The 21,694-nt window shown below is 36.5% G+C and carries 22 protein-coding genes; 8 read left to right on the top strand and 14 right to left on the bottom strand.

Annotated elements, in window-relative coordinates; genetic code table 11:
* The first annotated feature begins 2 nt into the window (after nt 1-2).
* The gene (locus FFS26_RS00620; protein WP_137903999.1) at nt 3-1,142 is read left to right on the top strand and encodes an aminotransferase class I/II-fold pyridoxal phosphate-dependent enzyme; all 1,140 of its coding nucleotides are present in this window, start codon (nt 3-5) and stop codon (nt 1,140-1,142) included.
* Nucleotides 1,143-1,269: 127 nt separating this feature from the next.
* Here the strand turns inward: FFS26_RS00620 and FFS26_RS00615 are convergent, their stop codons facing one another.
* The gene (locus FFS26_RS00615) at nt 1,270-4,002 is read right to left on the bottom strand and encodes a sodium-translocating pyrophosphatase (protein WP_137903998.1); all 2,733 of its coding nucleotides are present in this window, start codon (nt 4,000-4,002) and stop codon (nt 1,270-1,272) included.
* A gap of 135 nt (nt 4,003-4,137) precedes the next feature.
* Here FFS26_RS00615 and FFS26_RS00610 point away from each other — a divergent pair, with 135 nt between their 5' ends.
* Entirely contained in the window at nt 4,138-5,859 is a 1,722-nt protein-coding gene (locus FFS26_RS00610) for an amidohydrolase (RefSeq protein ID WP_110008695.1), read from the top strand.
* 83 nt (nt 5,860-5,942) lie between these two features.
* On the opposite strand, the gene FFS26_RS00605 is transcribed toward FFS26_RS00610, so the two are convergent.
* From FFS26_RS00605 to FFS26_RS00555, 11 genes are all read right to left on the bottom strand, one after another.
* Nucleotides 5,943-6,554: an inorganic pyrophosphatase gene (locus FFS26_RS00605; RefSeq protein WP_047495607.1), complete on the bottom strand. Its 612-nt coding sequence runs from the start codon at nt 6,552-6,554 to the stop codon at nt 5,943-5,945.
* Nucleotides 6,555-6,571: 17 nt separating this feature from the next.
* Complete coding sequence (locus tag FFS26_RS00600) at nt 6,572-7,084, bottom strand: hypothetical protein (protein ID WP_137903997.1); 513 nt, start codon at nt 7,082-7,084, stop codon at nt 6,572-6,574.
* 24 nt (nt 7,085-7,108) lie between these two features.
* Nucleotides 7,109-8,284: a hypothetical protein gene (locus tag FFS26_RS00595; RefSeq protein ID WP_137903996.1), complete on the bottom strand. Its 1,176-nt coding sequence runs from the start codon at nt 8,282-8,284 to the stop codon at nt 7,109-7,111.
* 74 nt (nt 8,285-8,358) lie between these two features.
* Nucleotides 8,359-9,291, bottom strand: a complete 933-nt coding sequence (locus FFS26_RS00590; RefSeq protein WP_110008692.1) for a phytanoyl-CoA dioxygenase family protein — start codon at nt 9,289-9,291, stop codon at nt 8,359-8,361.
* Between the two features lie 73 nt (nt 9,292-9,364).
* The gene (locus FFS26_RS00585) at nt 9,365-10,279 is read right to left on the bottom strand and encodes a hypothetical protein (protein ID WP_137903995.1); all 915 of its coding nucleotides are present in this window, start codon (nt 10,277-10,279) and stop codon (nt 9,365-9,367) included.
* Nucleotides 10,276-10,953, bottom strand: a complete 678-nt coding sequence (gene radC / locus FFS26_RS00580) for a RadC family protein (protein WP_137903994.1) — start codon at nt 10,951-10,953, stop codon at nt 10,276-10,278. Before radC ends, FFS26_RS00585 begins: the two co-directional genes overlap by 4 nt.
* Nucleotides 10,954-10,969: 16 nt before the next feature.
* Entirely contained in the window at nt 10,970-11,548 is a 579-nt protein-coding gene (locus FFS26_RS00575; protein WP_137903993.1) for a murein L,D-transpeptidase catalytic domain-containing protein, read from the bottom strand.
* Nucleotides 11,549-11,563: 15 nt separating this feature from the next.
* Nucleotides 11,564-12,232, bottom strand: coding sequence for an ABC transporter ATP-binding protein (locus FFS26_RS00570; RefSeq protein WP_002979895.1), 669 nt, complete (start codon nt 12,230-12,232; stop codon nt 11,564-11,566).
* Between the two features lie 268 nt (nt 12,233-12,500).
* Nucleotides 12,501-14,096 (bottom strand): pyruvate dehydrogenase complex dihydrolipoamide acetyltransferase, encoded by a 1,596-nt coding sequence (locus tag FFS26_RS00565; protein ID WP_137903992.1) that lies wholly within the window; start codon nt 14,094-14,096, stop codon nt 12,501-12,503.
* A gap of 84 nt (nt 14,097-14,180) precedes the next feature.
* Nucleotides 14,181-15,182, bottom strand: coding sequence for a pyruvate dehydrogenase (acetyl-transferring) E1 component subunit alpha (gene pdhA / locus FFS26_RS00560; RefSeq protein ID WP_110008687.1), 1,002 nt, complete (start codon nt 15,180-15,182; stop codon nt 14,181-14,183).
* Between the two features lie 317 nt (nt 15,183-15,499).
* Complete coding sequence (locus FFS26_RS00555; protein ID WP_110008901.1) at nt 15,500-15,925, bottom strand: NIPSNAP family protein; 426 nt, start codon at nt 15,923-15,925, stop codon at nt 15,500-15,502.
* Between the two features lie 196 nt (nt 15,926-16,121).
* Here FFS26_RS00555 and FFS26_RS00550 point away from each other — a divergent pair, with 196 nt between their 5' ends.
* Genes FFS26_RS00550 through FFS26_RS00540 form a run of 3 tightly spaced genes read left to right on the top strand, consistent with a single transcriptional unit; the run spans nt 16,122 to nt 19,039 of the window.
* Entirely contained in the window at nt 16,122-16,724 is a 603-nt protein-coding gene (locus tag FFS26_RS00550) for a phosphatase PAP2 family protein (protein ID WP_110008686.1), read from the top strand.
* 8 nt (nt 16,725-16,732) lie between these two features.
* On the top strand, nt 16,733-17,230 hold the full coding sequence (locus FFS26_RS00545; protein ID WP_110008685.1) for a BlaI/MecI/CopY family transcriptional regulator: 498 nt from the start codon (nt 16,733-16,735) through the stop codon (nt 17,228-17,230).
* Between the two features lie 24 nt (nt 17,231-17,254).
* Entirely contained in the window at nt 17,255-19,039 is a 1,785-nt protein-coding gene (locus FFS26_RS00540; protein ID WP_137903991.1) for a DUF4153 domain-containing protein, read from the top strand.
* Between the two features lie 62 nt (nt 19,040-19,101).
* Here FFS26_RS00540 and FFS26_RS00535 read toward each other — a convergent pair whose 3' ends face one another.
* Both FFS26_RS00535 and FFS26_RS00530 read right to left on the bottom strand, forming a co-directional pair.
* The gene (locus FFS26_RS00535) at nt 19,102-19,338 is read right to left on the bottom strand and encodes a hypothetical protein (RefSeq protein WP_110008683.1); all 237 of its coding nucleotides are present in this window, start codon (nt 19,336-19,338) and stop codon (nt 19,102-19,104) included.
* Nucleotides 19,339-19,424: 86 nt separating this feature from the next.
* On the bottom strand, nt 19,425-19,775 hold the full coding sequence (locus FFS26_RS00530; RefSeq protein ID WP_034696719.1) for an RNA recognition motif domain-containing protein: 351 nt from the start codon (nt 19,773-19,775) through the stop codon (nt 19,425-19,427).
* 346 nt (nt 19,776-20,121) lie between these two features.
* Between FFS26_RS00530 and FFS26_RS00525 the strand changes: the two genes are divergently transcribed.
* From FFS26_RS00525 to FFS26_RS00515, 3 genes are all read left to right on the top strand, one after another.
* Nucleotides 20,122-20,535 (top strand): DUF6157 family protein, encoded by a 414-nt coding sequence (locus FFS26_RS00525; protein WP_137903990.1) that lies wholly within the window; start codon nt 20,122-20,124, stop codon nt 20,533-20,535.
* A gap of 97 nt (nt 20,536-20,632) precedes the next feature.
* Nucleotides 20,633-21,028, top strand: coding sequence for an acyl-CoA thioesterase (locus FFS26_RS00520; RefSeq protein ID WP_137903989.1), 396 nt, complete (start codon nt 20,633-20,635; stop codon nt 21,026-21,028).
* Complete coding sequence (locus tag FFS26_RS00515; protein ID WP_137903988.1) at nt 21,025-21,585, top strand: helix-turn-helix domain-containing protein; 561 nt, start codon at nt 21,025-21,027, stop codon at nt 21,583-21,585. Before FFS26_RS00520 ends, FFS26_RS00515 begins: the two co-directional genes overlap by 4 nt.
* Nucleotides 21,586-21,694: the final 109 nt, after the last annotated feature.

The following is a 21,694-nucleotide window of genomic DNA, read 5'->3' as shown; positions in this document are numbered from 1 at the left end:
AAATGAAAGAAATTTACGGATTTACTCATTATTCCTTTTTTACGGAAATGTCCGAGCTGGCAGCCAGGCACGGAAGCTTTGATCTTTCTCTGGGACTTCCCGATTTTGATATTGATGAACGCCTGAAAGTATTTTTAAAGGAAGCTGCTGAGCACAACACGCATCACTATGAACCTCTTGCAGGCAATCCTCTGCTGATGGAGAGCATTATCAGATTCAATGCAAAACGAACTCATCAAATAACGGTTACCACAAAGGAAATCACGATTGTACCCTGTGCAACCTTTGCTTTATATACTGCACTTAAATCAATTCTGAATCAAGGTAATGAAGTTATCATTATTCAACCTTCATACTACACTTATGGGCCAGCTGTTGTTATGAATAGAGGAATTCCTGTTTATTATGATCTTGATGGTGATTTTACCATAGATTGGGATCTGTTTAAAGACTGTATTACTGAAAAGACAAGAGCAGTCATTGTCAACTCTCCCCAGAATCCAACCGGAAAAATATGGAAAAAAGAAGACTGGAATCAGCTCTATGAACTGATCAAAGACCGTGATATTTATTTGATTTCAGAAGAAATATACGATACTTATTGTTATGATGAAACTGAACATTACAGTTCTTTCATCCATCCTGAACTCAGGAAAAAGACTTTCTGTATTTTTTCTTTTGGTAAAATGTTTCATACTTCGGGATGGAAAGTGAGTTATATGCTTGCTTCAGAAGTTTTAACAACAAGATTTCAATGTCATCAACAGTATATTTCTTACAGTGCCAATGCTCCTGCACAATATGCTATCGCAAAATATCTCGACGTATTTGATCCGGATCTCAATAAAAAACTCATGCAGAAAAAAAGAGATATTTTTAATGAAATGATTAAAGAAACACCGCTTCAGATCGAACAACAAGCGGAAGGAAGTGTTTTTCAGGTTGTTAATTTCAGGACTATTTCTAAAAGCATGACAGATGTAGAGTTTTCAAAATGGCTTACCATTGATAAGAAGGTTTCCTGCCTTCCACTTTCTGCATTTTATAATTCAAGGGAGAATTCTGATTATGTCAGGTTTAGTTTTGCTAAAAAAGATGAATTGATTATTCAGGCTTTGGAGCATTTGAAAAGAAGTCTTTGATTTTTCTGGATTTGCTTTTCCCAAAGATCACACAGATTTTCACAGATGATGGTGGATATTTTTAGACTGTATTTATAATACAAAAGCACCGCCATAGCGATGCTTTTGTACTATTTTCACATTGATTTTAAAGAGCCAATACTCTTACATCAATTCTTCTGTTTTTTGCTTTGCATTCATCAGTATCATTAGCTTCACAAACAGGATGCTGTGAACCATATCCTTCTGCTTCTATTCTGTCTCCGGAAATACCTAGTTCGAGCAGTTTAAGTTTGGCTGTCTGTGCTCTCAGATTGGATAATTTAAGGTTACTGCCCTCGTTACCACTATTATCTGTATATCCGCCCAGTTTTATTTTCAGATCCGGATAAGCATTTAAAATTTCTGACAAAGTATTCAATTGAAGCACGGATTCTGCTTTCAGATCACTTGAACCTGTTTCAAAATAAAGGTTTTCAATGGTATACCACTTATTTGGATCTAATGCAGACTTATCTTTTTGTTTCACCACATTGTAAAGTTGGTAAAGCTGGCTTCCGTCACCAATAGCAATTGTTTTTCCTCCGTCCAGTTTTATTTTCTGAATATTACCTGTTTCATATACAAAGTCTCCGTTTTCATTAAGGTGTCCTTTAATTTCTCCCGGAATGACCGTAATGATTTTAGAATCTCCATTTACAGTTACTGCACTACTGGAAATTCCTGTAAGGCTTTCAATTTTTGCTTTTCTGTTAGCTTCAATTTTATCTTTATGCAAAACAGCCAAAGTAGGTGCAATCACCAAAGAAACGATTGACATTAATTTGATCAGGATGTTCATCGAAGGTCCTGATGTATCTTTAAACGGATCTCCCACCGTATCACCTGTCACAGATGCTTTATGAGGTTCTGAACCTTTATAATAGGTCTGACCATTAATATCAACTCCTTTTTCGAAGGATTTTTTTGCATTGTCCCACGCGCCTCCTGCGTTATTCTGAAACATTCCCATTAACACACCACATACTGTAGCTCCCGCCAGGAATCCTCCTAATACTTCAGGTCCGAAAATAAAACCGATTAATAAAGGAGAAACGATAGCAATCGCACCAGGCAGCATCATTTTTCTGATGGATGCATCTGTAGAAATGGCTACACATTTTTCATATTCCGGTTGCGCTTTCCCTTCCAGAATTCCCGGAATTTCACGGAATTGTCTTCTTACTTCTTCTACCATTGCCATAGCAGCCTGTCCTACTGCGGTAATCGCCAATGAGGAGAAGATAAACGGAATCATCCCACCTACAAAAAGTCCGGCAAGAACATCTGCTCTGTAAATATCAATACCATCAATTCCTGCAATTCCTACAAAAGCAGCAAATAAGGCCAATGCTGTTAAGGCAGCTGAAGCAATGGCAAATCCTTTTCCGGTAGCAGCCGTTGTATTTCCTACGGCATCCAGAATATCTGTTTTTTCACGTACTTCTTTGGGAAGTTCACTCATCTCAGCAATACCTCCGGCATTATCTGCGATAGGTCCAAAAGCATCAATAGCAAGCTGCATGGCTGTGGTAGCCATCATTCCAGCTGCGGCAATTGCCACTCCATAAAGCCCGGCACACAGATAAGAACCATAAATTCCTCCCGCCAATACAATAATAGGAAGCAAAGTAGATTCCATTCCCACGGAAAGCCCACCGATAATATTGGTTGCATGCCCTGTAGAAGATTGTCTCACAATACTGGAAACGGGTCTTTTCCCCATGGCAGTGTAATATTCTGTAATAATGCTCATTAAAGTTCCCACTACCAGACCTACCATGATAGCTCCGAATACACCCATTTTCGTAAACTCATGACCTCTGAGAACCATTTTTTCAGGAAGGATATAGGTTACCAGGAAATAAGAAGCAATAGCGGTAATTACAATACTTCCCCAGTTTCCAAGGTTTAATGCATTTTGTACACTGGAAGTGGATGACCCTTCATTGTCATTAATTTTCACAAATAAAGTTCCGATCATTGAAAATATAATTCCTGTTCCTGCAATCAGCATCGGCAAAAGAATCGGGGCAAAACCTCCGAAAGCATCATCAGAAACAGTTTCTCTGCCTAATACCATCGTGGCAAGAACTGTCGCCACATAGGATCCGAAAAGGTCGGCTCCCATTCCGGCAACGTCTCCTACGTTATCTCCTACATTATCTGCAATGGTAGCTGGATTTCGGGGATCATCTTCAGGAATTCCGGCTTCCACTTTTCCTACAAGGTCGGCACCTACGTCTGCAGCCTTAGTATAAATACCACCTCCTACTCTTGCAAAAAGGGCAATAGATTCAGCTCCAAGAGAAAATCCGGTAAGAATTTCGATGGTTCTTTCCATTTCATGAGAATCTACTGTAGCTTCAGGGGCAAAAATCTGTTTAATAATCAGAAATAAAGCACCTAATCCTAAAACAGCAAGGCCAGCGACTCCCATTCCCATCACAGAACCTCCGGTAAAAGATACTTTAAGGGCTTTTGACAGTGAAGTTCTTGCCGCTTCAGCTGTTCTGACATTAGCTTTGGTAGCGATTTTCATTCCGATAAAACCTGCACATGCTGAGAAAATAGCACCTACTACAAAGGCAATTCCTATACTCCAGTGTGAATTGGCATTACTTGACCCCATCACTGCCAGTAAAATGGCAACGACTACAACAAAGTACGTTAAGATTTTGTATTCAGCCTTTAGAAAAGCCATTGCACCATCTGCAATGTGGCCGCTGATTGTTTTCATTTTTTCATTTCCGGCATTCTGTTTATTGACCCAGCTGCTCTGAAGAAATGTATAAAGCAAAGCTATGACACCAAAAATTGGCACTAACACAAATAGATCCATAGTTTATTATTTTATATTAAAAAATTGAGATTAGTCTTATAAATATAATGAAATTATAAACACGCAATAAAATTCACTAATAATAATCTATTATTTTGTAAATTTGTTTCTCACCACAATTTGAATTAATCATTTATGAAAAGGATTTTATATACACTTTTTTTATCTGTAAGCATAAGCAGTTGTCATAATAAGATACCTAAAGAAAAAGCTGAAATACTCTATTTTGGAGGTCCTATTATAACCATGGAGGATTCTCTTCCGCAAGTTGAAGCAGTAGCAGTTAAAGACGGGAAAATACTTTTTGCCGGAACAAAATCGGAGGCAGAACGTTTTTCAGAACCGGCCACCAAAATGATTAATTTAAATGGAAAAACCCTTCTTCCCGGTTTTATAGATGTTCATGGGCATCTTACTTCAAGAGCAGGAATTATGGATGCTGTAGATCTGTCTCCCGAACCCTATGGCACGGTGAATTCAATCAAAGATTTGCAGAATACAATTAAAAGCTATATCAAAAACAATAAAATTAACGGTCAGCAACCCATTATCGGAAATGGGTATGATGATGCGATTATGACAGAGCACCGTCATCCTACAAAAACAGAACTGGATGCCATCAGCAAAACCAATCCTATTATTGTTATTCATGCTTCGGGCCATGCCAGCGTTGCAAACAGCGCCATGTTACAACTGCTGGGAATAACAGAGTCATCAAAAGATCCTGAAGGAGGACACATTGGCAGGGACAAAAAAACTGGAAAACTGAACGGAAAACTAGAAGAGAATGCCAGTTTCACTGCTTTATTGACCTTAACGGAAAAAATGAATAAAGGCAAAGATACTCAGGCTCACGCCATGGAAAACCTGATGAAGGCTCAGGATGAATGGCTCAGCTATGGACAGACTACCATTTGTGATGGGAGAACCATGGGCGAAAGTGTTGCTCTGTTAGAAAAGGCAGCATCTCAACATCTTTTTAAAGCTGATGTTGTTTACTTTCCCGATTATGAATATTTCAAAAAGGATTTCAACAGTTTCAAACCAAAATATATGAAATATGAAAACCGCTTGAAACTGGCCGGGTTCAAATTTTCTGATGATGGTTCTCCACAGGGAAAAACGGCCTGGCTCACTCAGCCTTATTTAGTTCCACCTGAAGGTCAGTCTAAAGATTATAAAGGGTTTCCCATCTTCACGGATGAAACGTTATATAACGACCTGAAAACACTTTTCCAGAATCACATAACTGCACAGCTTCATGTAAATGGAGATGCCGCCATTGATCAGGCTATACGGGTTATTAAAAGGTTAAAAGATGAAAATATTTACCATCCGGAATTACGGGCAACGTTAATTCATGTGCAAAACAGCCGCCCGGATCACATTCAGAAAATAAAAGAATTAGGGGTAATTCCTTCTTACTTTTCTACTCATGCGTATTTATGGGGAGACTGGCATTATTCAAGTGTTTTCGGTCCTGAAAGAGCTGCTTTTATAAGTCCGGCCAACTCAGCATTAAAAGCAGGAATTACGTTTACCATTCATCATGACGCTCCGGTTACACCACCCGATCTGATTACCGCAGTTTATGCAGCAGTGAATAGAAAGACGCGTTCGGGAATGATCTTAGGACCTAATGAAAGAATTACTCCCATGGAAGCTTTAAAAGCGATTACCATTAACGGAGCCTATCAGTTGCAGGAAGAAAATAAAAAAGGTTCTATTAAAGCAGGTAAAATGGCTGACTTTGTTATTCTTGATCAGAATCCTTTAACGATAAGTCCTGAAAACCTCAGAAACATTAAGGTGCTTGAAACGATAAAAGAAGGAAATTCCGTATACCAAAGAAACTGAATCTATTGATATCATAAAATATTTACAAAGAAAAAAGCAGATGAAAATTCACCTGCTTTTTTGTATGTGTTGGGAAGAAAATCTTATCCTCCGAATTTTTCTGCGTAATCAGCCTGAGAAGCTTTGATCACTTTTCTTGCGTGCTCAGCTCCGTAAACTTCCTGGATTCTGCATTTTGCAGGCTCATCCGGTAAGTTTTTATAGGTAAGGAAGTAGTGCATTAATCTTTTTACTTCTGCTTCCGGTAATTCAGAAATATCTCTGAAGTGTCCGAAAGCGTGGTCATTGATCATTACAGCAACAATTTTATCATCCGCTTCACCACCGTCGATCATTTTGAAACCACCGATTGGAATAGCTTCCATCAATAAGCCTCCTGCATGGATATTGTGAGAACTTAAAACACAGATATCAAGCGGGTCATGATCTCCCATCGTTACATCATCAGCTCCAGCCTCTATAGCAAGTTTCATTACTTCATTATGGCAGTAAGTTCTAGGAACAAAACCATATAAAGCAGGGATAATGTTAGAGAATTTCTGCGGCCTGTCTACCTTTAAATATCCTGTTTCTTTATCTACTTCATATTTAATAGTATCTGAAGGAACAATTTCCACAAATACGTTTACAACATTTGGCGCATCTTCTCCTGCAGAAATTCCGTGCCATGGATGTGCTTTAAAATTTGGAATCATTATTTATCTGTTAATTTTTAAGTTATTATTAAAATTTCTTTTCTTAAATCTTCAATGGTTTCAGCAATATAGTCGTTGCCTTCCATATAGTTCATGATGAAAATCGTTTTGAATTCATCCAGCTGAACCTCTCCTTTCAGCCCGTCATAAGTTTTATGAAGCAGTTCTATAATTGCATTTTTTGAGTCTACGATATTCTTCCAGGAGTTTTTTGTAATGTATAACTGCTGTGAGGAGTTGTATTCAAATTCTTCATTGATCGCCTTTTCAGTCAGGAAAATAAACTCATGAACGGCCAGTCCCCTGTCGAACCTCTGTATAAGGTTGGAAGGCTTCATTCTGTCCAGAAACAAGGTCATTCTTTCATAGGAATGTGCTTTGTTCTCTGAATTGGATTTCACACTAAGTAATTTGATTTCCTGGTTCTTAAGAGTAATGTATGAGTGTACAAATTGTCTGAGCAAAACCAGAAAAGGAATTGCAATAATCAATGCAAATGCATAGGGTAAATATCCTGATAGACTCGTCATAATTTTAGACTGCAAAATTACTAATTATTTTCCGTCTTCTAAAGAGTTTTTAAAGATATCCACTTTAGAAATTTGTATATAGACCAAAGCAAGGATAATTATAAGATAAAAGCCAAGCATCATCCTGTTTACCAGAGACGGAAAAACCAAAAATCTCAGCATGACAGTTGTGTAAATAACAGCAAAAAACAAGAGCTGAGCCTGATTCTTCTTATTGTAAAACGAGAAACGATTGGCTAAAATGATTACAATAAAAATCAATAAAACCGGAAAGTAAGAAGAATTGAACTCCAACATTACATTGCTTTTAATAAAGTGAATATAATCTGCAAAGGAAAACGGATCAGGCTGCGACACAGGATAAATCTGAACTTTGGTAAACTGATTCATAAAAAGGGCAGACCACGAAACCCGATTAAAAGCCTGTATTAAAAAGAAGGAAAGAAATATATATCCATATGATACCAGTAATGAACCTGTTGTAATCTGAAAGTTATTTCTATAAAAATAAATAAGGGCGTACAGGAATGAATAAAAAATAAAATATTCAGGTCTTGTAAGCACACACAGCATAGCCAATATGCCTGCGAAAAAGAAATTTTTTCTCACTAAAAACACATAAAAGCTCAAAAGAAGCAGCAAGCAGGATAAGGAATCTGCTGAAACATGCCGGGCCGATTCCGGCAAAGGCTTGAACAGTGAAATTAAAACAGTAAGGATGAAGGCAAGAGGATAATTTCTCAGAATTTTTATCAAAAAGCTAAAAATCAGAACAAGAATCAATGCATAAGAGATAACTGAAATCAGGGAGATTGAAGCAGAAGCACTGAAACCAAGCTTAAACAATGACCAGCTGATAAAATTATAAAAAGGTTTCACCACAAAAAGCTGCAGCTCTTCTTCGTAGGCTTTAGGATTTTGCGAGATGATTTTATAGTAAGTACTCTCCCCTTTTGCTACTTCCTCAGCCATTGGATTAACAGGACCAAGTCCCGCGAAATCAGGATTCTTTTTTCTCAGTTCGTCATATACCTTCTGATGAATTTCTTCAATTTTCATTTCAGGATATTCCGTTTTATAGATCAGTCCCATATAGGCTTCCATATCAGTATTGTAGTAATGATGGGTATACAGGTAGTACGACATAACGCATACATACATTGAAAATATAAAAACAAGAATATTCTTCTTTTTTCCCATACGCTGATATTAAGGATACAAATGTAAAAAAACTATCATTTAAAATGCATAAAGAAAGTTTTTATGAAAGTTCCCTAAAGCTCAAACAGGGCGGGTCTTTGTGTTACTTCATGATAGCACACGCTATTTTCATCAAAAAAATGATAGACAAGACTTTTCCTCGTTCTGTTCTTATCTGTGTGAGGTTCTCCGCCATGAAGAATATTGGCATGCCAGATCAGTAGATCTCCTTTTTTGGCTTTAAAAATTTCTTTCTGTAAGCCTAATTCTTTTACTTTATCTTCCAGAAAGGTTTCATAGGCTCTGTAGCTTTTCTTTCCTATTTTCAGGGCTGTGCCTTCATTATCATAATCGGAATTCAGGAAATAAGGAAGCTTATGACTTTTAGGAATATAATGAAGCGCTCCGTTACTTTCGTCTACATCTTCCAGGGCAATCCATACTCCAAGCAGGCCTCCCAATGGATAAGTGGTCATATGGATACTGTCAGAATGGGTTTTCTGCTGGCTGCCGTTGATGAAGTTGATACTTTGGAAAAGCTTGGATTTTCCGTCCAGTAAAACAGATAAAAAGTCTAACAGTTCTTGATCACTTCCAATATTTTTAATGATTTCTGAATGATGGATTGCAAACATCAGTTTTCCTCCGTAAATAAATTTCAGAGTCCCGTCCTTCATCAGTTTATCAATTTCAGTATTGATTTGATCTGCTGTTTCCGGACTAAGGAAATTTCTCAGAATCATATACCCATTCTCATCATACTGAAGAGCACTTTCTTTATTTTCTTCAGAAAGCTTCTTAAAAAAAGGGGTTTCCTTCAATTTTGTATAATCCAGTGTTCTTTCACTAGCTGGAAGATGAGCAAAATCTTTGCTTGAAATACTTGAAAAATAGTTCTTATTGATTCCGTATTTTTTATATAATGGAATATTATGCTTTAATTTATTCTTTTTAAACAAGTTATAAAGCATGTATGATAATTTGTACTGACGAATCTGTTGTAACATAACTGTTTTACTAAGGGTTTTATAAAGTTACGGAATATTACTTAATTAGAACCAATCTAAACAATGCTTTTCATCATAAAAATGGCTTTCCTCTCAATATAAGATACCCTAACTTTTTGAAAAGGTTCTTTTTTGAATTCTCAATAATTCCGTAAGGCCTTAATTCCGGCCGGAATCCGCGGAAAAACTCCTCAATATTAGGGAGTTCTCCTCCTTCAAAATCAAATATATGAGTTTCAATATTCTCTTTAATGACATGATCAATCAATACGGATGCTCCTGATAATCTGACATAATTTTTATCATTAAAATTTCCTAAAAGCGCTACCATATCACAGTCCGTATAGGTAGCAATTACATTGATAATCTTATGCTGATAGTAAAATGCCGTAAATTTGAGGTAACCAAGATGATGAAAACTTTCAAAGATCCTCATGAATTCTCCAAGATCATTTTCTTTGCTCAACCCTATGGTATTCGCTTCAATAAAAGCTTTAGCTTTATCGTAAGTGATTGTTTTAATTTCTGATTCTTTTAAAACAGCTTCATCTAACCGAAGTTTTCTTTTTCTTTGGGGTGAATATCTTGTATACACCTTCTCATAAGCATCAGGATACAGTAAAAAATTCTTCTTGATTCTGATCTTTGTACGAAGCTGATTGACATCATTGAAAGGATAAGCCCTGATCATATAGTTTTTTTCCAGATATTCCAGAAAAGCCTCATTAAGATCCACATCATCTTTAACGGAAAAAACACCAAGCTGCTGACAAAGCTTAGGGTTGTGCACGATTTTTATCCCGTATTTTCTTACAAAAGGAACAGGCATTACTGCTTGGTAATCTTTATAAACAAGAATTTCCCAGGGCATTGTAGAAGTAGTATCTAAAAAATGCTTTGTAGCAGAATATTTTCTCTGCTCGGAATTTTCTAAACATTGAGTATATTTTACAAAGTCAATTTCATGGTATTTTAATCTTCTAATCATAACAATCCTGCGTCCGAGAAACTAAAATAAGCATCCTGCGTGACAATAATATGGTCTAAAAGCTGAATACTTAGTGTATTTCCTGCTTCTTTTATTTTCTGTGTGATATTGATGTCTTCCCGGCTTGGTTTTAAGCTTCCGGAAGGGTGATTGTGGGCAATGATAATGCCGGTTGAAAAATGATCCAGTGCGGCTTTATAAAGAGTTCTTACATCTACAATAGACTGGCTGATTCCTCCCTGGGTAAGCTGGGAGACATGAATCACTTTATTGCTGTTGTTAAGGAAAATCGCCCAGAATTCTTCTGTTCTCAGATCAGAAAGATGGTTTCTGAGAATGATATAGGCATCGTGACTGTTTCCAATCATTGTTTTTTCAGGAATTTCCTGAACAGCTCTCCTCTTTCCGATCTCTAAGGCCGTAATGATTGAAATAGCCTTTGTAGCACCAATTCCCTTGAATTTCATCAGATCTTTAACGGTTAGCAAACTTAACTGATGCCAGTTGTTACTGACAGAATTCAGAATTTTTCTTGCAAGCTCTACAGCATTCTCATCCCTGTTTCCACTTCCCATAATAATCGCCAACAGCTCAGAATCCGAAAGTGAGCTCTTGCCTTTCTGCAAAAACTTTTCTCTGGGTCTGTCATCTTCTGCAAGAAATTTTATAGCCATGGAAAGGAATTATAAGTTAATAGAATGCATATAAGATGATCGGCTTCTTCGACTGATCAATATATTTTGCCGTTTCTTTAAAAGCATTTATTGAAAGCATAGGACAGCCTAAACTTAAACATGCAGGATTCCGGGATTCAGTATCAGGAATGCATCTGTAAGAATGAAGAACAATGGCTCTCTGCATAGCATTACTGTTGGTAGAATCCAGACCTGCCAGCCGATACGCTTTACCAAATTTTCCTACATAGCTTTCTCCAATAGCATATTTTCCAAGGGATGACTGATAAGATCCTTCAATATTACTGAATTTCAAAGCATCTGACTTTGGAATAACCGAACCTGAACCATGAGAGACAACAGCCTGCTGTACGATTGTATTGTTTTTCAGGTTATAAATAAAATAGCGATACTTTCCTGAAGGGATTTTAAAGTTGATAAAAACAGCCAGTTCCTGATTGTACTCTTTTCCTTTAATATAATTTTTAATCTCCGAAATCCTTGCCTGAGGAATACCCAATGGATTCAACTGCTGGGAGTCAGCTTTTGAACAGGAAATTACTATTAAAAAAAGAAAAATAAGGTGTTTTATCATCTGGTTTTTATACTGCTACTCTATGATCATTCCGTCTTTCATAACAAGCTTACGGTCTGTAATTTCTGCAAGATTAGGGTTATGGGTTACAATAACAAAAGTCTGGTTGTATTTGTCTCTGAGATCGAAAAACAATCTGTGAAGATCATCCGCATTCTTGGAATCCAGGTTACCTGTAGGCTCATCTGCAAAAATAATTTTCGGTGAATTGATTAAAGCCCTTGCCACAGCTACCCTTTGCGCCTCTCCACCAGAAAGCTGGTTGGGTTTATGATTCAGTCTTTGCTCTATCTTCAGATCTTCAAATAAAGCATAAGCCTTTTCGATAGCTTCTCTTTCGTTGGCTCCTGCTATTTTTGTCGGAAGCAATACGTTTTCCAACGCGGTAAACTCCGGAAGAAGCTGATGAAACTGAAATACGAAACCGATATTCTGATTTCTGAATTTTGAAAGCTGCTTATCATTCATATTGATAAATGATTCACCTGCTATTTCAATTTCAGTATCGTATTTACCGGACTGGGTGGGATGATCCAGTGTTCCTAAAATCTGCAGCAGTGTAGATTTACCTGCTCCCGATTCTCCTACAATAGAAACCACTTCTCCTGTTTTGATATGAATATCAACTCCTTTCAGTACCTCTAAATTCCCATAAGATTTATGGATATTTCTTGCTTTAATCATGATTCAAAAATAGTGAATTGCCTGCAAATAAAAAACCGCTTTTTGAAGCGGTTTGTATTTTATTTTACTTTTTGAATGTTTAGATTCCGGCAATCTACTTATACAGTTCTTTTCTATTAATTTTTTAAATTATTACAGTCTTATTTTTTATAAAAATATTTGTACCAGAAGCTTTTTCTAAACCTATAAGGTTTGTCATTCATCATCATTTCCATTTACCAAAAAAACCTCCCGATTTGGGAGGTTTCAATATTTTCAATTCAGAAAATTACAGTAACAATGTTAATGGACTTTCTAAATAGGTTCTTAATGTCTGCAGGAACTGAGCACCTGTAGCACCGTCTACTACTCTGTGGTCACAAGCTAATGAAAGTTTCATAGTGTTTCCAACCACGATCTGACCATCTTTAACGATAGGCTTCTCGATAATCGCTCCTACTGAAAGGATAGCAGAGTTTGGCTGGTTAATGATACTTGTAAACGTTTCAATTCCGAACATTCCTAAGTTAGAAATAGAGAATGTAGACCCTTCCATTTCGTTAGCCTTAAGACCTTTACTCTTAGCTCTTGATGCCATATCTTTCACAGCTGCGGAAATCTGGGTATACGTCATCTGATCTGTATTTTTCAATACAGGAACTACCAATCCGTCCGGAATAGCTACTGCTACACCAATATTGATATTTCCTCTGTGGATGATCTTATCACCAGCCCAGCTTGAATTTACCTGAGGGTGTTTTCTTAAAGCAATTGCAGTGGCTTTAATGATCATATCATTGAAAGAGATCTTGGTATCCGGTAAAGAATTGATTTCTTTTCTTGCTTCAATTGCCTTATCCATATTAATCTCCACCATCAGATAGTAGTGAGGGGCAGTGAATTTACTTTCAGAAAGACGTTTTGCAATAATATTTCTTACCTGAGAGTTTGGAGTTTCTGTATCTTCACCCTGTACAAAGCTTACTGCAACAGGAGCAGCGCTTGCTGCAGGAGCTGAAGCAGCTGGTTTTGCAGCTGGCTGATAGTTTTCAATATCTTTTTTAACGATTCTTCCGTTTTCACCAGATCCCTGAACACTGTTGATATCAACTCCTTTATCCTGAGCCATTTTCTTAGCCAATGGAGAGATTGCCACTCTGTCAGAAGATGAAGTATTAGCAGCCGGAGCAGCTTTTTCTTCTGTTTTAGTTTCTGCTTTTTGTTCGGCTGGTTTTTCAGCTGACTGACCCGCAGCTTTTGGAGCACCTACAGCGGAAACATCTGTTCCTGCAGGGCCAATGATTGCCAATACGGAATCAACCGGAGCAGCACCTCCTTCTTCTACACCCTGCTTCAATAGTACTCCATTGAATTCAGATTCGAAATCCTGTACCGCTTTATCTGTTTCGATCTCAGCAAGAAGATCTCCTTCTTTTACTGTATCACCTACATTTTTGTGCCATTTAGCCACCTTACCTTCTGTCATTGTATCAGAAAGTCTCGGCATTGTAATAATTTCAACTCCTGCCGGAACTTCTGCAGCAGCAGACGCAGCAGTTTCTGCTTTAGGCTGTTCTTCTGATTTTTTTTCTTCAGTTGCAGCAGCGGGAGCAGCAGCCCCACCTGTCAATCCTGAAATATCTTCTCCTTCATTCCCGATAATAGCTAAAACAGAGTCTACAGCAGCAGCAGATCCTTCTTCTACACCTACGTATAAAAGGGTCCCTTCTATTTCAGATTCGAAATCCTGCACTGCTTTATCAGTTTCAATTTCAGCTAAAATATCTCCTTCTTTTACTTTATCTCCTACTTTTTTATGCCATTTGGCCACCTTACCTTCCGTCATTGTGTCGGACAGGCGGGGCATCGTAATTACTTCTGCCATAATCTATATTGATTTGAGATTCGAGATTTGAGATTTGAGATTTCAGAAATTTCAAACTTCAAATTTCAAATTAATTTTTATTTTTTAGTTTTCTAATTTGTCTAGGAATGGATAGTCTTCCTGAGCATATACATACTCATAGATTTTTTCTGCATCAGGATACGGAGAGTTTTCCATAAATTCGATACACTCTTCAACAAAGTCTCTGGACTTGTTATCGATAGCTTCCAATTCTGTTTCTGTAGCCCATCCGTTTTCTAAGATTCTATGTTTTATCAATTCGATCGGGTCATCATTTTTATGAAGAGCTACTTCTTCTTTAGATCTGTATGGCTCAGCATCAGACATTGAGTGTCCTCTGTAACGGTAAGTTCTTGCTTCAATAAATGTAGGTCCGTCTCCTCTTCTTGCTCTTTCAATAGCTTCGTAAGCAGCTTCTGCTACTTTCTCAGGATCCATTGCATCTACAGCAAGGCAAGGCATTTCGTATCCTAATCCTAATTTATAGATATCTTCGTGGTTGGCAGTTCTTTTTACAGAAGTTCCCATTGCATATTGGTTGTTTTCCACAACAAATACTACCGGAAGTTTCCAGTTCATTGCCATATTGAAAGTTTCATGTAAAGAACCTTGTCTTGCAGCACCATCTCCAAAGAAACAGATGTTTACAGCTTTTCTGTCGAAATATTTATCAGCAAAAGCAATACCTGCACCTAAAGGAATTTGTCCTCCAACGATACCATGTCCTCCGTAAAAACGGTGTTCTTTACTGAAAATGTGCATAGATCCACCCATACCTCCGGATGTCCCTGTAGCTTTACCACAAAGTTCTGCCATGATTCTTTTAGGATCCACGCCCATCGCCATTGGATGAATGTGACATCTGTAAGCAGTAATCATACTGTCCTTTGTCAGATCCATTGCATGTGTAAACCCGGCAGGGATAGCTTCCTGACCGTTATACAAATGTAAAAATCCTCTGATCTTTTGTTTTAGGTAAAGAGAACGGCATTTGTCTTCAAACCTTCTCCACATTGTCATATCTTCATACCACTTCAGGTATACCTCTTTAGAAAATTCTTTCATGTGTTAGCTCTTGCTTTTTTATGATGAAATAGTTGAGCAAAATTATGAAAAAAACTTTGTTTTTATTCTATACATAGATAACTTTTCGATTTTTCTGTAAAATCTACTTGCAGGCCGGACGGATTATTCTTAATTTTCGAGCCTTTGAAACTCTCATAAAGCAACCTTTTATTAATCATTTTCTTATCATGACAGCTAAGCAATCAGCCTGTTAATGTGGCTTTTCCGAAATTACGATTAATATAAAAATACAGGAAAATGATTATGCTTCACTCTCCATTTCCTTCCCCTTTAATTATCGTTAATATATCTTTTGGTTATTTCAATAGCTTTTTTTTCGGAGAAAAACCGGTAAGTTTGAGCGTTCTGTCTTCAATTTCATTAACAAAATTGCCATATTGGCTGGCTGTTCTTGCTTTAATTTCCTTCCATTCCTGATCTGCCAAAAATCCTTCCCAGGCCGTTTTCATAGTGGCTTCATCTTTCCATTCAAGCAGATAAACAAATTCTGTTTTATCTTTAAATTCCGATTCCCAGATAGACACAATGGTAAACCCATATTTTTTCATTATTCTCAAAGCATGATCTCTGAAGCGGTCCAGAAAAACCTGCTTGTTCTCTTTAGGAATTTCATAAATTCTTAATTGATGTACAGGCGGCGAAGAAATATTTTCCGTGGAAACCTTTTGGCCGAAAGTAAAAAATCCTAAGATAACCAATACGAATGTGAATAGGTGTTTCATGATAATGATTAAACTGATCAATTAAAAATAAAACATTTCCTGCAAAATTTAATATTAATCTAAAAAGTAAAAAAAAGTTAGTACATCAAAACCTATTAATAATGAATTATTTTCTCAATTTATCCATCAACTTCCACCGGCTTCTTCCCCTTGTTTTTTGATGTTATAATGGTATATTTGACCTTTAAACTTGATTATGGAAGAAAAACAGTCTTCATTATTACATAAAATTTCAAAAGTCATTTCTGATTTTTTTAATCCTTTGGTCTCTCTGATCATTTTCTTTACCTACATGAGCATCAGGGAATATTCTCTTAAGGATTCTATGCTGTATTTTCTGCCTGTATTATTAATGATCATTATTCCGGTTGTTGTATGGCTGGTATGGAATGTGAAAACGGGAAGATACACCAATATGGATGTCTCCAACCGTGTTCAAAGGAAAAGCCTGTATATATTTATTGCAGTTTGTGTCATTGTTTATCTTCTTTTTAATTATATCAGAAACGGATATATTGATCTTGTCATGTTGTTTATTCTGGTACTTCTTTTCGCCCTGCAGATCAGTAATCTTTTTATCAAAAGCTCGATGCATACAGCATTCAATGTATTTGTAGCAGCATTATTTTTCTCACTCGACTGGAAAATGGGTCTGGTGTGGCTGGGAATTGCTGTTTTGGTCGGAATTACCCGTATCATTTTAAAAAGACATACCGTAAAAGAAGTATTTATGGGGGCTGGAATAGCTTTTCTGGTATCTTTTATCTATCTTTATTGCAATATTCAATTTCAACATTAGAATACTCTATGAAAATAAATCATCTTACTGCCGCAGAAGAAAACTTTATGAAGCTGTTTTGGAAAATGGAATCTTTCTATCTGAAGGACGTTATGGAGCAGCATCCGGAACCGAAACCACACCAGAATACGGTTTCCACTTATTTGAAAATATTAGTTGAAAAAGGCTATCTGTCCACTGTAAAAGAAGGGAGAATCTTCAAATACAGCGTGCTTGTTCCTTTAGAAGAGTATAAAAAATTCCTGTTAAAAGAGCTTTCACATAACTTTTTTAATCATTCAGGGAAAGAAATTCTGGAGCTTTTATTAAGTGAAAAATTAATTTCCCAGGAAGATATGAAAGGCTATTTCGATCTTAAAATCGAAATAAAGCCGGCAAAAATTGAAGAACCTAAGTTCGAAGTAGCTGAAGAAATCCTGAATCCAAAAAAAGAAAAGAAAACCAAAGGAAAGGAAAAAGAGAAAGACAAGGACAAGGACAAAAAGAAGAAAAAGAAAAAAGATTAATTTAAATTCAAAAAACACCAAATCATGAAAACAAAATTCCAGGAAACTCTAAGCCGGGCCAATGAAGCCATTTTCCGATATCCGATGGTTTTGGTAATGGCTTTATTAGCTTCTGCCGGTGCCATATGTATCGCGGAAACAGATCGCTTTGAAATCACTTCTTATATCAAATTTATCATTTGTGCCTGTTTGGGAATTTCCCTGATGTTTGCATTAAAAATGCTGTCACAAAGGATCGGAAAAGAATTATTACTGCACGTATCCGGCGTTATCTTTCTCATCGGTTTTTACTGTATTCTCCCTGACAGAAAGGAAAGTTTTACAGAAGTGCATGCTTATCTTATCGCTGTTACCGCTCTTATCTCCCATTTACTCGTATCATTTATTCCGTTTCTGGAGAGAGACAGAGAGCTCAGGTTCTGGCAGTACAACAAAAATCTTTTTATCAATATCTTTCTTACTGCCGTATTTACAGGAGTTTTGACTGGTGGCGTCGAATTGGCAATTCTGGCCATTGATAAACTTTTTGATTTTAACTTTCATGACAGAATTTACAGAGATACTTTCTTTGTTCTCGCTATTTTCGGGAGCAGTTTTATATTCCTTTTATTTAATGATAAAGGCTTAAACAACCTTGAAAAAGATGGTACCTATCCTGTTGTTCTGAAGTTTTTCACTCAGTTTATTTTAATTCCTTTACTCCTGATCTATGTAACGATCCTTTATTTCTATTCTGTTAAAATAGTCATCAACTGGCAGCTTCCGAGAGGCTGGGTTTCTTATCTTGTTTTAGCGTACAGCATTGTGGGTATTCTTGCATTGCTTCTGGTACATCCTCTGAAGCAGGAAAACGCAAAATCCTGGGTCAGGATATTCTCAAAAGCATTCTATTATACAATCCTGCCTTTGATTATTCTGCTTTTCACTGCAATTTTTACCAGAATTTTAGAATATGGTTATACAGAACCAAGATACTTTGTTCTCCTGCTTGCTTTATGGCTGTTAAGCATTGTAGTATATTTTATTTTTAACAAGAAAGCCTCTATAAAATTCATCCCTGTCAGCTTATTTTTATTTTGCGTTTTTGCATTGATTTTCCCTTACCTTAATGCTTTTAGCGTAGCTAAAAGAAGTCAGAAAACGGAATTAATGAATATCTTAAACCAACATCAGCTGATCAGTGCCGGCAAGATTAATTTCCAGAAAAAGGTTACAGATACAATCCGTACTGAAATTGCCAATAAATTTGAATTTCTGGCTGAAAGAAAACAAGGGGCATTCCTATCGGGTTTACTGAATGAAAAAGATCAGGCTGAATTGTCAGAAAATATTGAAAAAGGTTCCTTTTACAGTATCAATTACAGCATTCAGAATAAGTTTTCAGATGTGAATGTCACTGTAAAAAACAGGGCGTACGAAATGAACAGACTCGTTCTTGTTCGTGAAGAAAAGGCTGTAGGAATCGGGAATTATCAATATTTAATTTCTTTCCATCGGTATAGCAGAGATCCACAACAACTGAATAATGATCAGTTTGAGCTTACGGACCAACTGACAGAAAAATCCTCATTGAAACTCAGTTTAAATGATCAGGAAGAAGTAGATTTCGGACCACAGATTATTAAACTATTTGAGGAAAATAAAAACAAAACAGGAAACGTAAAACTTTCTGAAATTGCGATGGAATCTGACTTAGGCAAGTATCACGTTAAACTTATTTTCAATGAGATCACAAAGGAAAAATACTCTGAAAATGACACTGCCGATATTTATTACGAAAACGTTTACATTCTTATAAAATTAAAATAACGTTCCAATAAAAAAGAGACTACCTTCTGGATAGTCTCTTTTATTTATCTGAGTTGTATAATTTATCTGTTCGTTCCGGAACTCCAAAGCGGAGAGTTTCTTCCGTAGATCACAAGATTTCCGTCATCCTGAACGGACAACTTGTTTGCTCCTTTACCACCTGTATTTGAACTGAAGGCAACGCCATTTCCACGGGTATACACTACCAGATTACCATCTTCCTTGAAAATTGCTCTTACTCCTCTGCTGGTTGTCTTTGCTTCCCATACAGGAACACCGGATTTGTTATAAAATACCACAACATTTCACCCCAAAATTATAATTAAATGATTTACTGGAAATAAAATTTCCATAAAAAAAGCGGCTTAAAAGCCGCTTTATATTTTTACCAACGATTTCCGCCTCCGCCACGGTTGTTACCATAGCCTCCGCCTCTATTGTTGTTGTTACCATAACCTCCACCTCTGTTGTTATCGAAGCTTCTTCTTGGTTTTTCTTCTCTTGGTTTAGCTTCAGATACGTTTAGAGTTTTTCCGTTGAATTCTTTTTGGTTAAGAGCTTCAATAGCTTGCTTTCCTTCTTCATCACCCATCTCTACGAAACCGAAACCTCTGGAACGACCAGTTTCTCTGTCTGTAACGATTTTAGCTGATGATACATCTCCAAATTCTGCGAATAGATCGTGCAACTCATACTCTTTAGTTGCGTAATTGATGTTTGAAACAAAAATGTTCATTTTAAATAAATTAAAAAATTAATAAAAATTTGGTATATAAAAGAAAAACAACATAAATTAATGAACAAATATTGATTCCAAATATAAACGTATGCAAGATACAATTAAAAATTTCAAATCAAAGCTTTTTTTACATATTTCTCACATTATGTTGAGTACAAGCGATCAAAAAGGATATAAAAACAATTTAAATAACTGAAAATCAAACAATTAAATACTGTATTATCATTTAGTTAATTTATTTAACATTTGACGTAAAAAACAACCTTTATCCAACTTAATCCCGCATTTATATTGACGCACTTATTTTCATTTTAAATTCGAAAAAACATCAAATCATCAACATATGAAACAGCATACCACCAATTACACAGATACTCTTATTGAAATTGCTGAAGACTGTCCGGTTTCCCAGGCACAGATTCCTCCGGAAAAGAAAACAAAGACACTCGCCAACCTTCAATATGAGAAGCTGATAAAACAGCCTTATCAATACTCGTCCGATGATCTTATTTTTGAATGTTATGCAATTAAAAATGATCTATCAGAAAGCGAAAAACAAAGTGAAAGAGAAAAATTCTTTTCCAAAGGCCAGCCCTGCCTCCGCTGCTCTCCTCTTGCAAAAAAATACGGATTCGGGTTTCATCACAATTCCGAAGGAAAAGTTGCCCTGATTCCTGTGGAGAGTGAAGAATATCAGATATTGCTAAATGACCGTTCTGTAACAAAAACAAAAGCCATGCGTTCCAAAAGAAAATGATTGAGAAAATGAATGATTCTTTTCAGTTCAATGAATACTATTCTTTTGAAAAGATCAGCTTTTAACACTAAATTTGTACTTCAAATTATTAAAAGATATGAACTACCATACCAGAAAATGGGTGAAGCCCGAAGATTTAAACCCCAACCATTCACTTTTCGGAGGAAGACTTCTTCAATGGATTGACGAAGAAGCGGCATTGTATGCTATTATCCAATTGGAAAACACAAAAGTAGTAACCAAATTTATCTCTGAAATCAACTTCGTGAGCTCCGCCAAACAGGGAGATATTATAGAAATAGGAATTGAAGCTACTCATTTCGGTTCTTCTTCTATTACTTTGAGATGTGATGTAAGAAACAAAATGACTCATCAGACGATTATTACTGTAGAAAGAATTGTCATGGTCAACCTTGATGCGGAAGGTAATCCTGCTCCTCATGGCAAGACCCAGATTGAATTCGTAAAAGACAGGTTAAACAAAAGCTTATGAAAATATTCATAAAGAATATGGTCTGCAACAGATGTATTGCGGCGGTAGAAAATATTTTCCGTAATGCAGATGTAAGGATAAGCAATATCTTATTAGGTGAAGTAGAAACAGAGAACGAAATTTCACCTGAAAAAATCCAGATTATAGAAAAGGAATTGCTTGACACAGGTTTTGAAAGGATCATGGATTCTGCACATCAGACCGTAGAAAAAATCAAAAACCTGATTATTGTAAAAATAAGCGACCTTGATATCCCGGAAGACTTTCTGCTTTCAGAATTTTTAAGTTCAAAATTTCACAAGGATTACAGCGCTCTTTCAAAAACATTTTCGCAAAACGAAAATATCACATTAGAGCAGTTCTTCATTCTTCAGAAAATTGAAAAGGTAAAGGAACTTCTTTTGTACAATGAATTCAATCTTACCGAAATTGCAGGGAAACTGGGCTACAAAAGCGTTCAGCATCTTTCTTCCCAATTCCGCAATATAACCGGATTTACTCCTACAGAGTTTAAAAAACTTAAAGAACACCATCGCAAGGCGCTTGACAATCTTTAATACGTTTGAGTGTTTGAGGAGTGAAGGAATTAAGTATCCCTATCACACTTACAAACTCTCAAACGCTCAAATCCTACAACTCTCAAACCCTCTTACTCTTATACTCTCA

This window comes from Chryseobacterium sp. 2VB, assembly GCF_005503635.1.
In the GTDB taxonomy this organism is placed as follows: Bacteria; Bacteroidota; Bacteroidia; order Flavobacteriales; family Weeksellaceae; genus Chryseobacterium; species Chryseobacterium cupriresistens.
The sequence above is the reverse complement of the archived record's forward strand: the minus strand, read 5'-3'. Positions and strand labels throughout refer to the sequence as shown.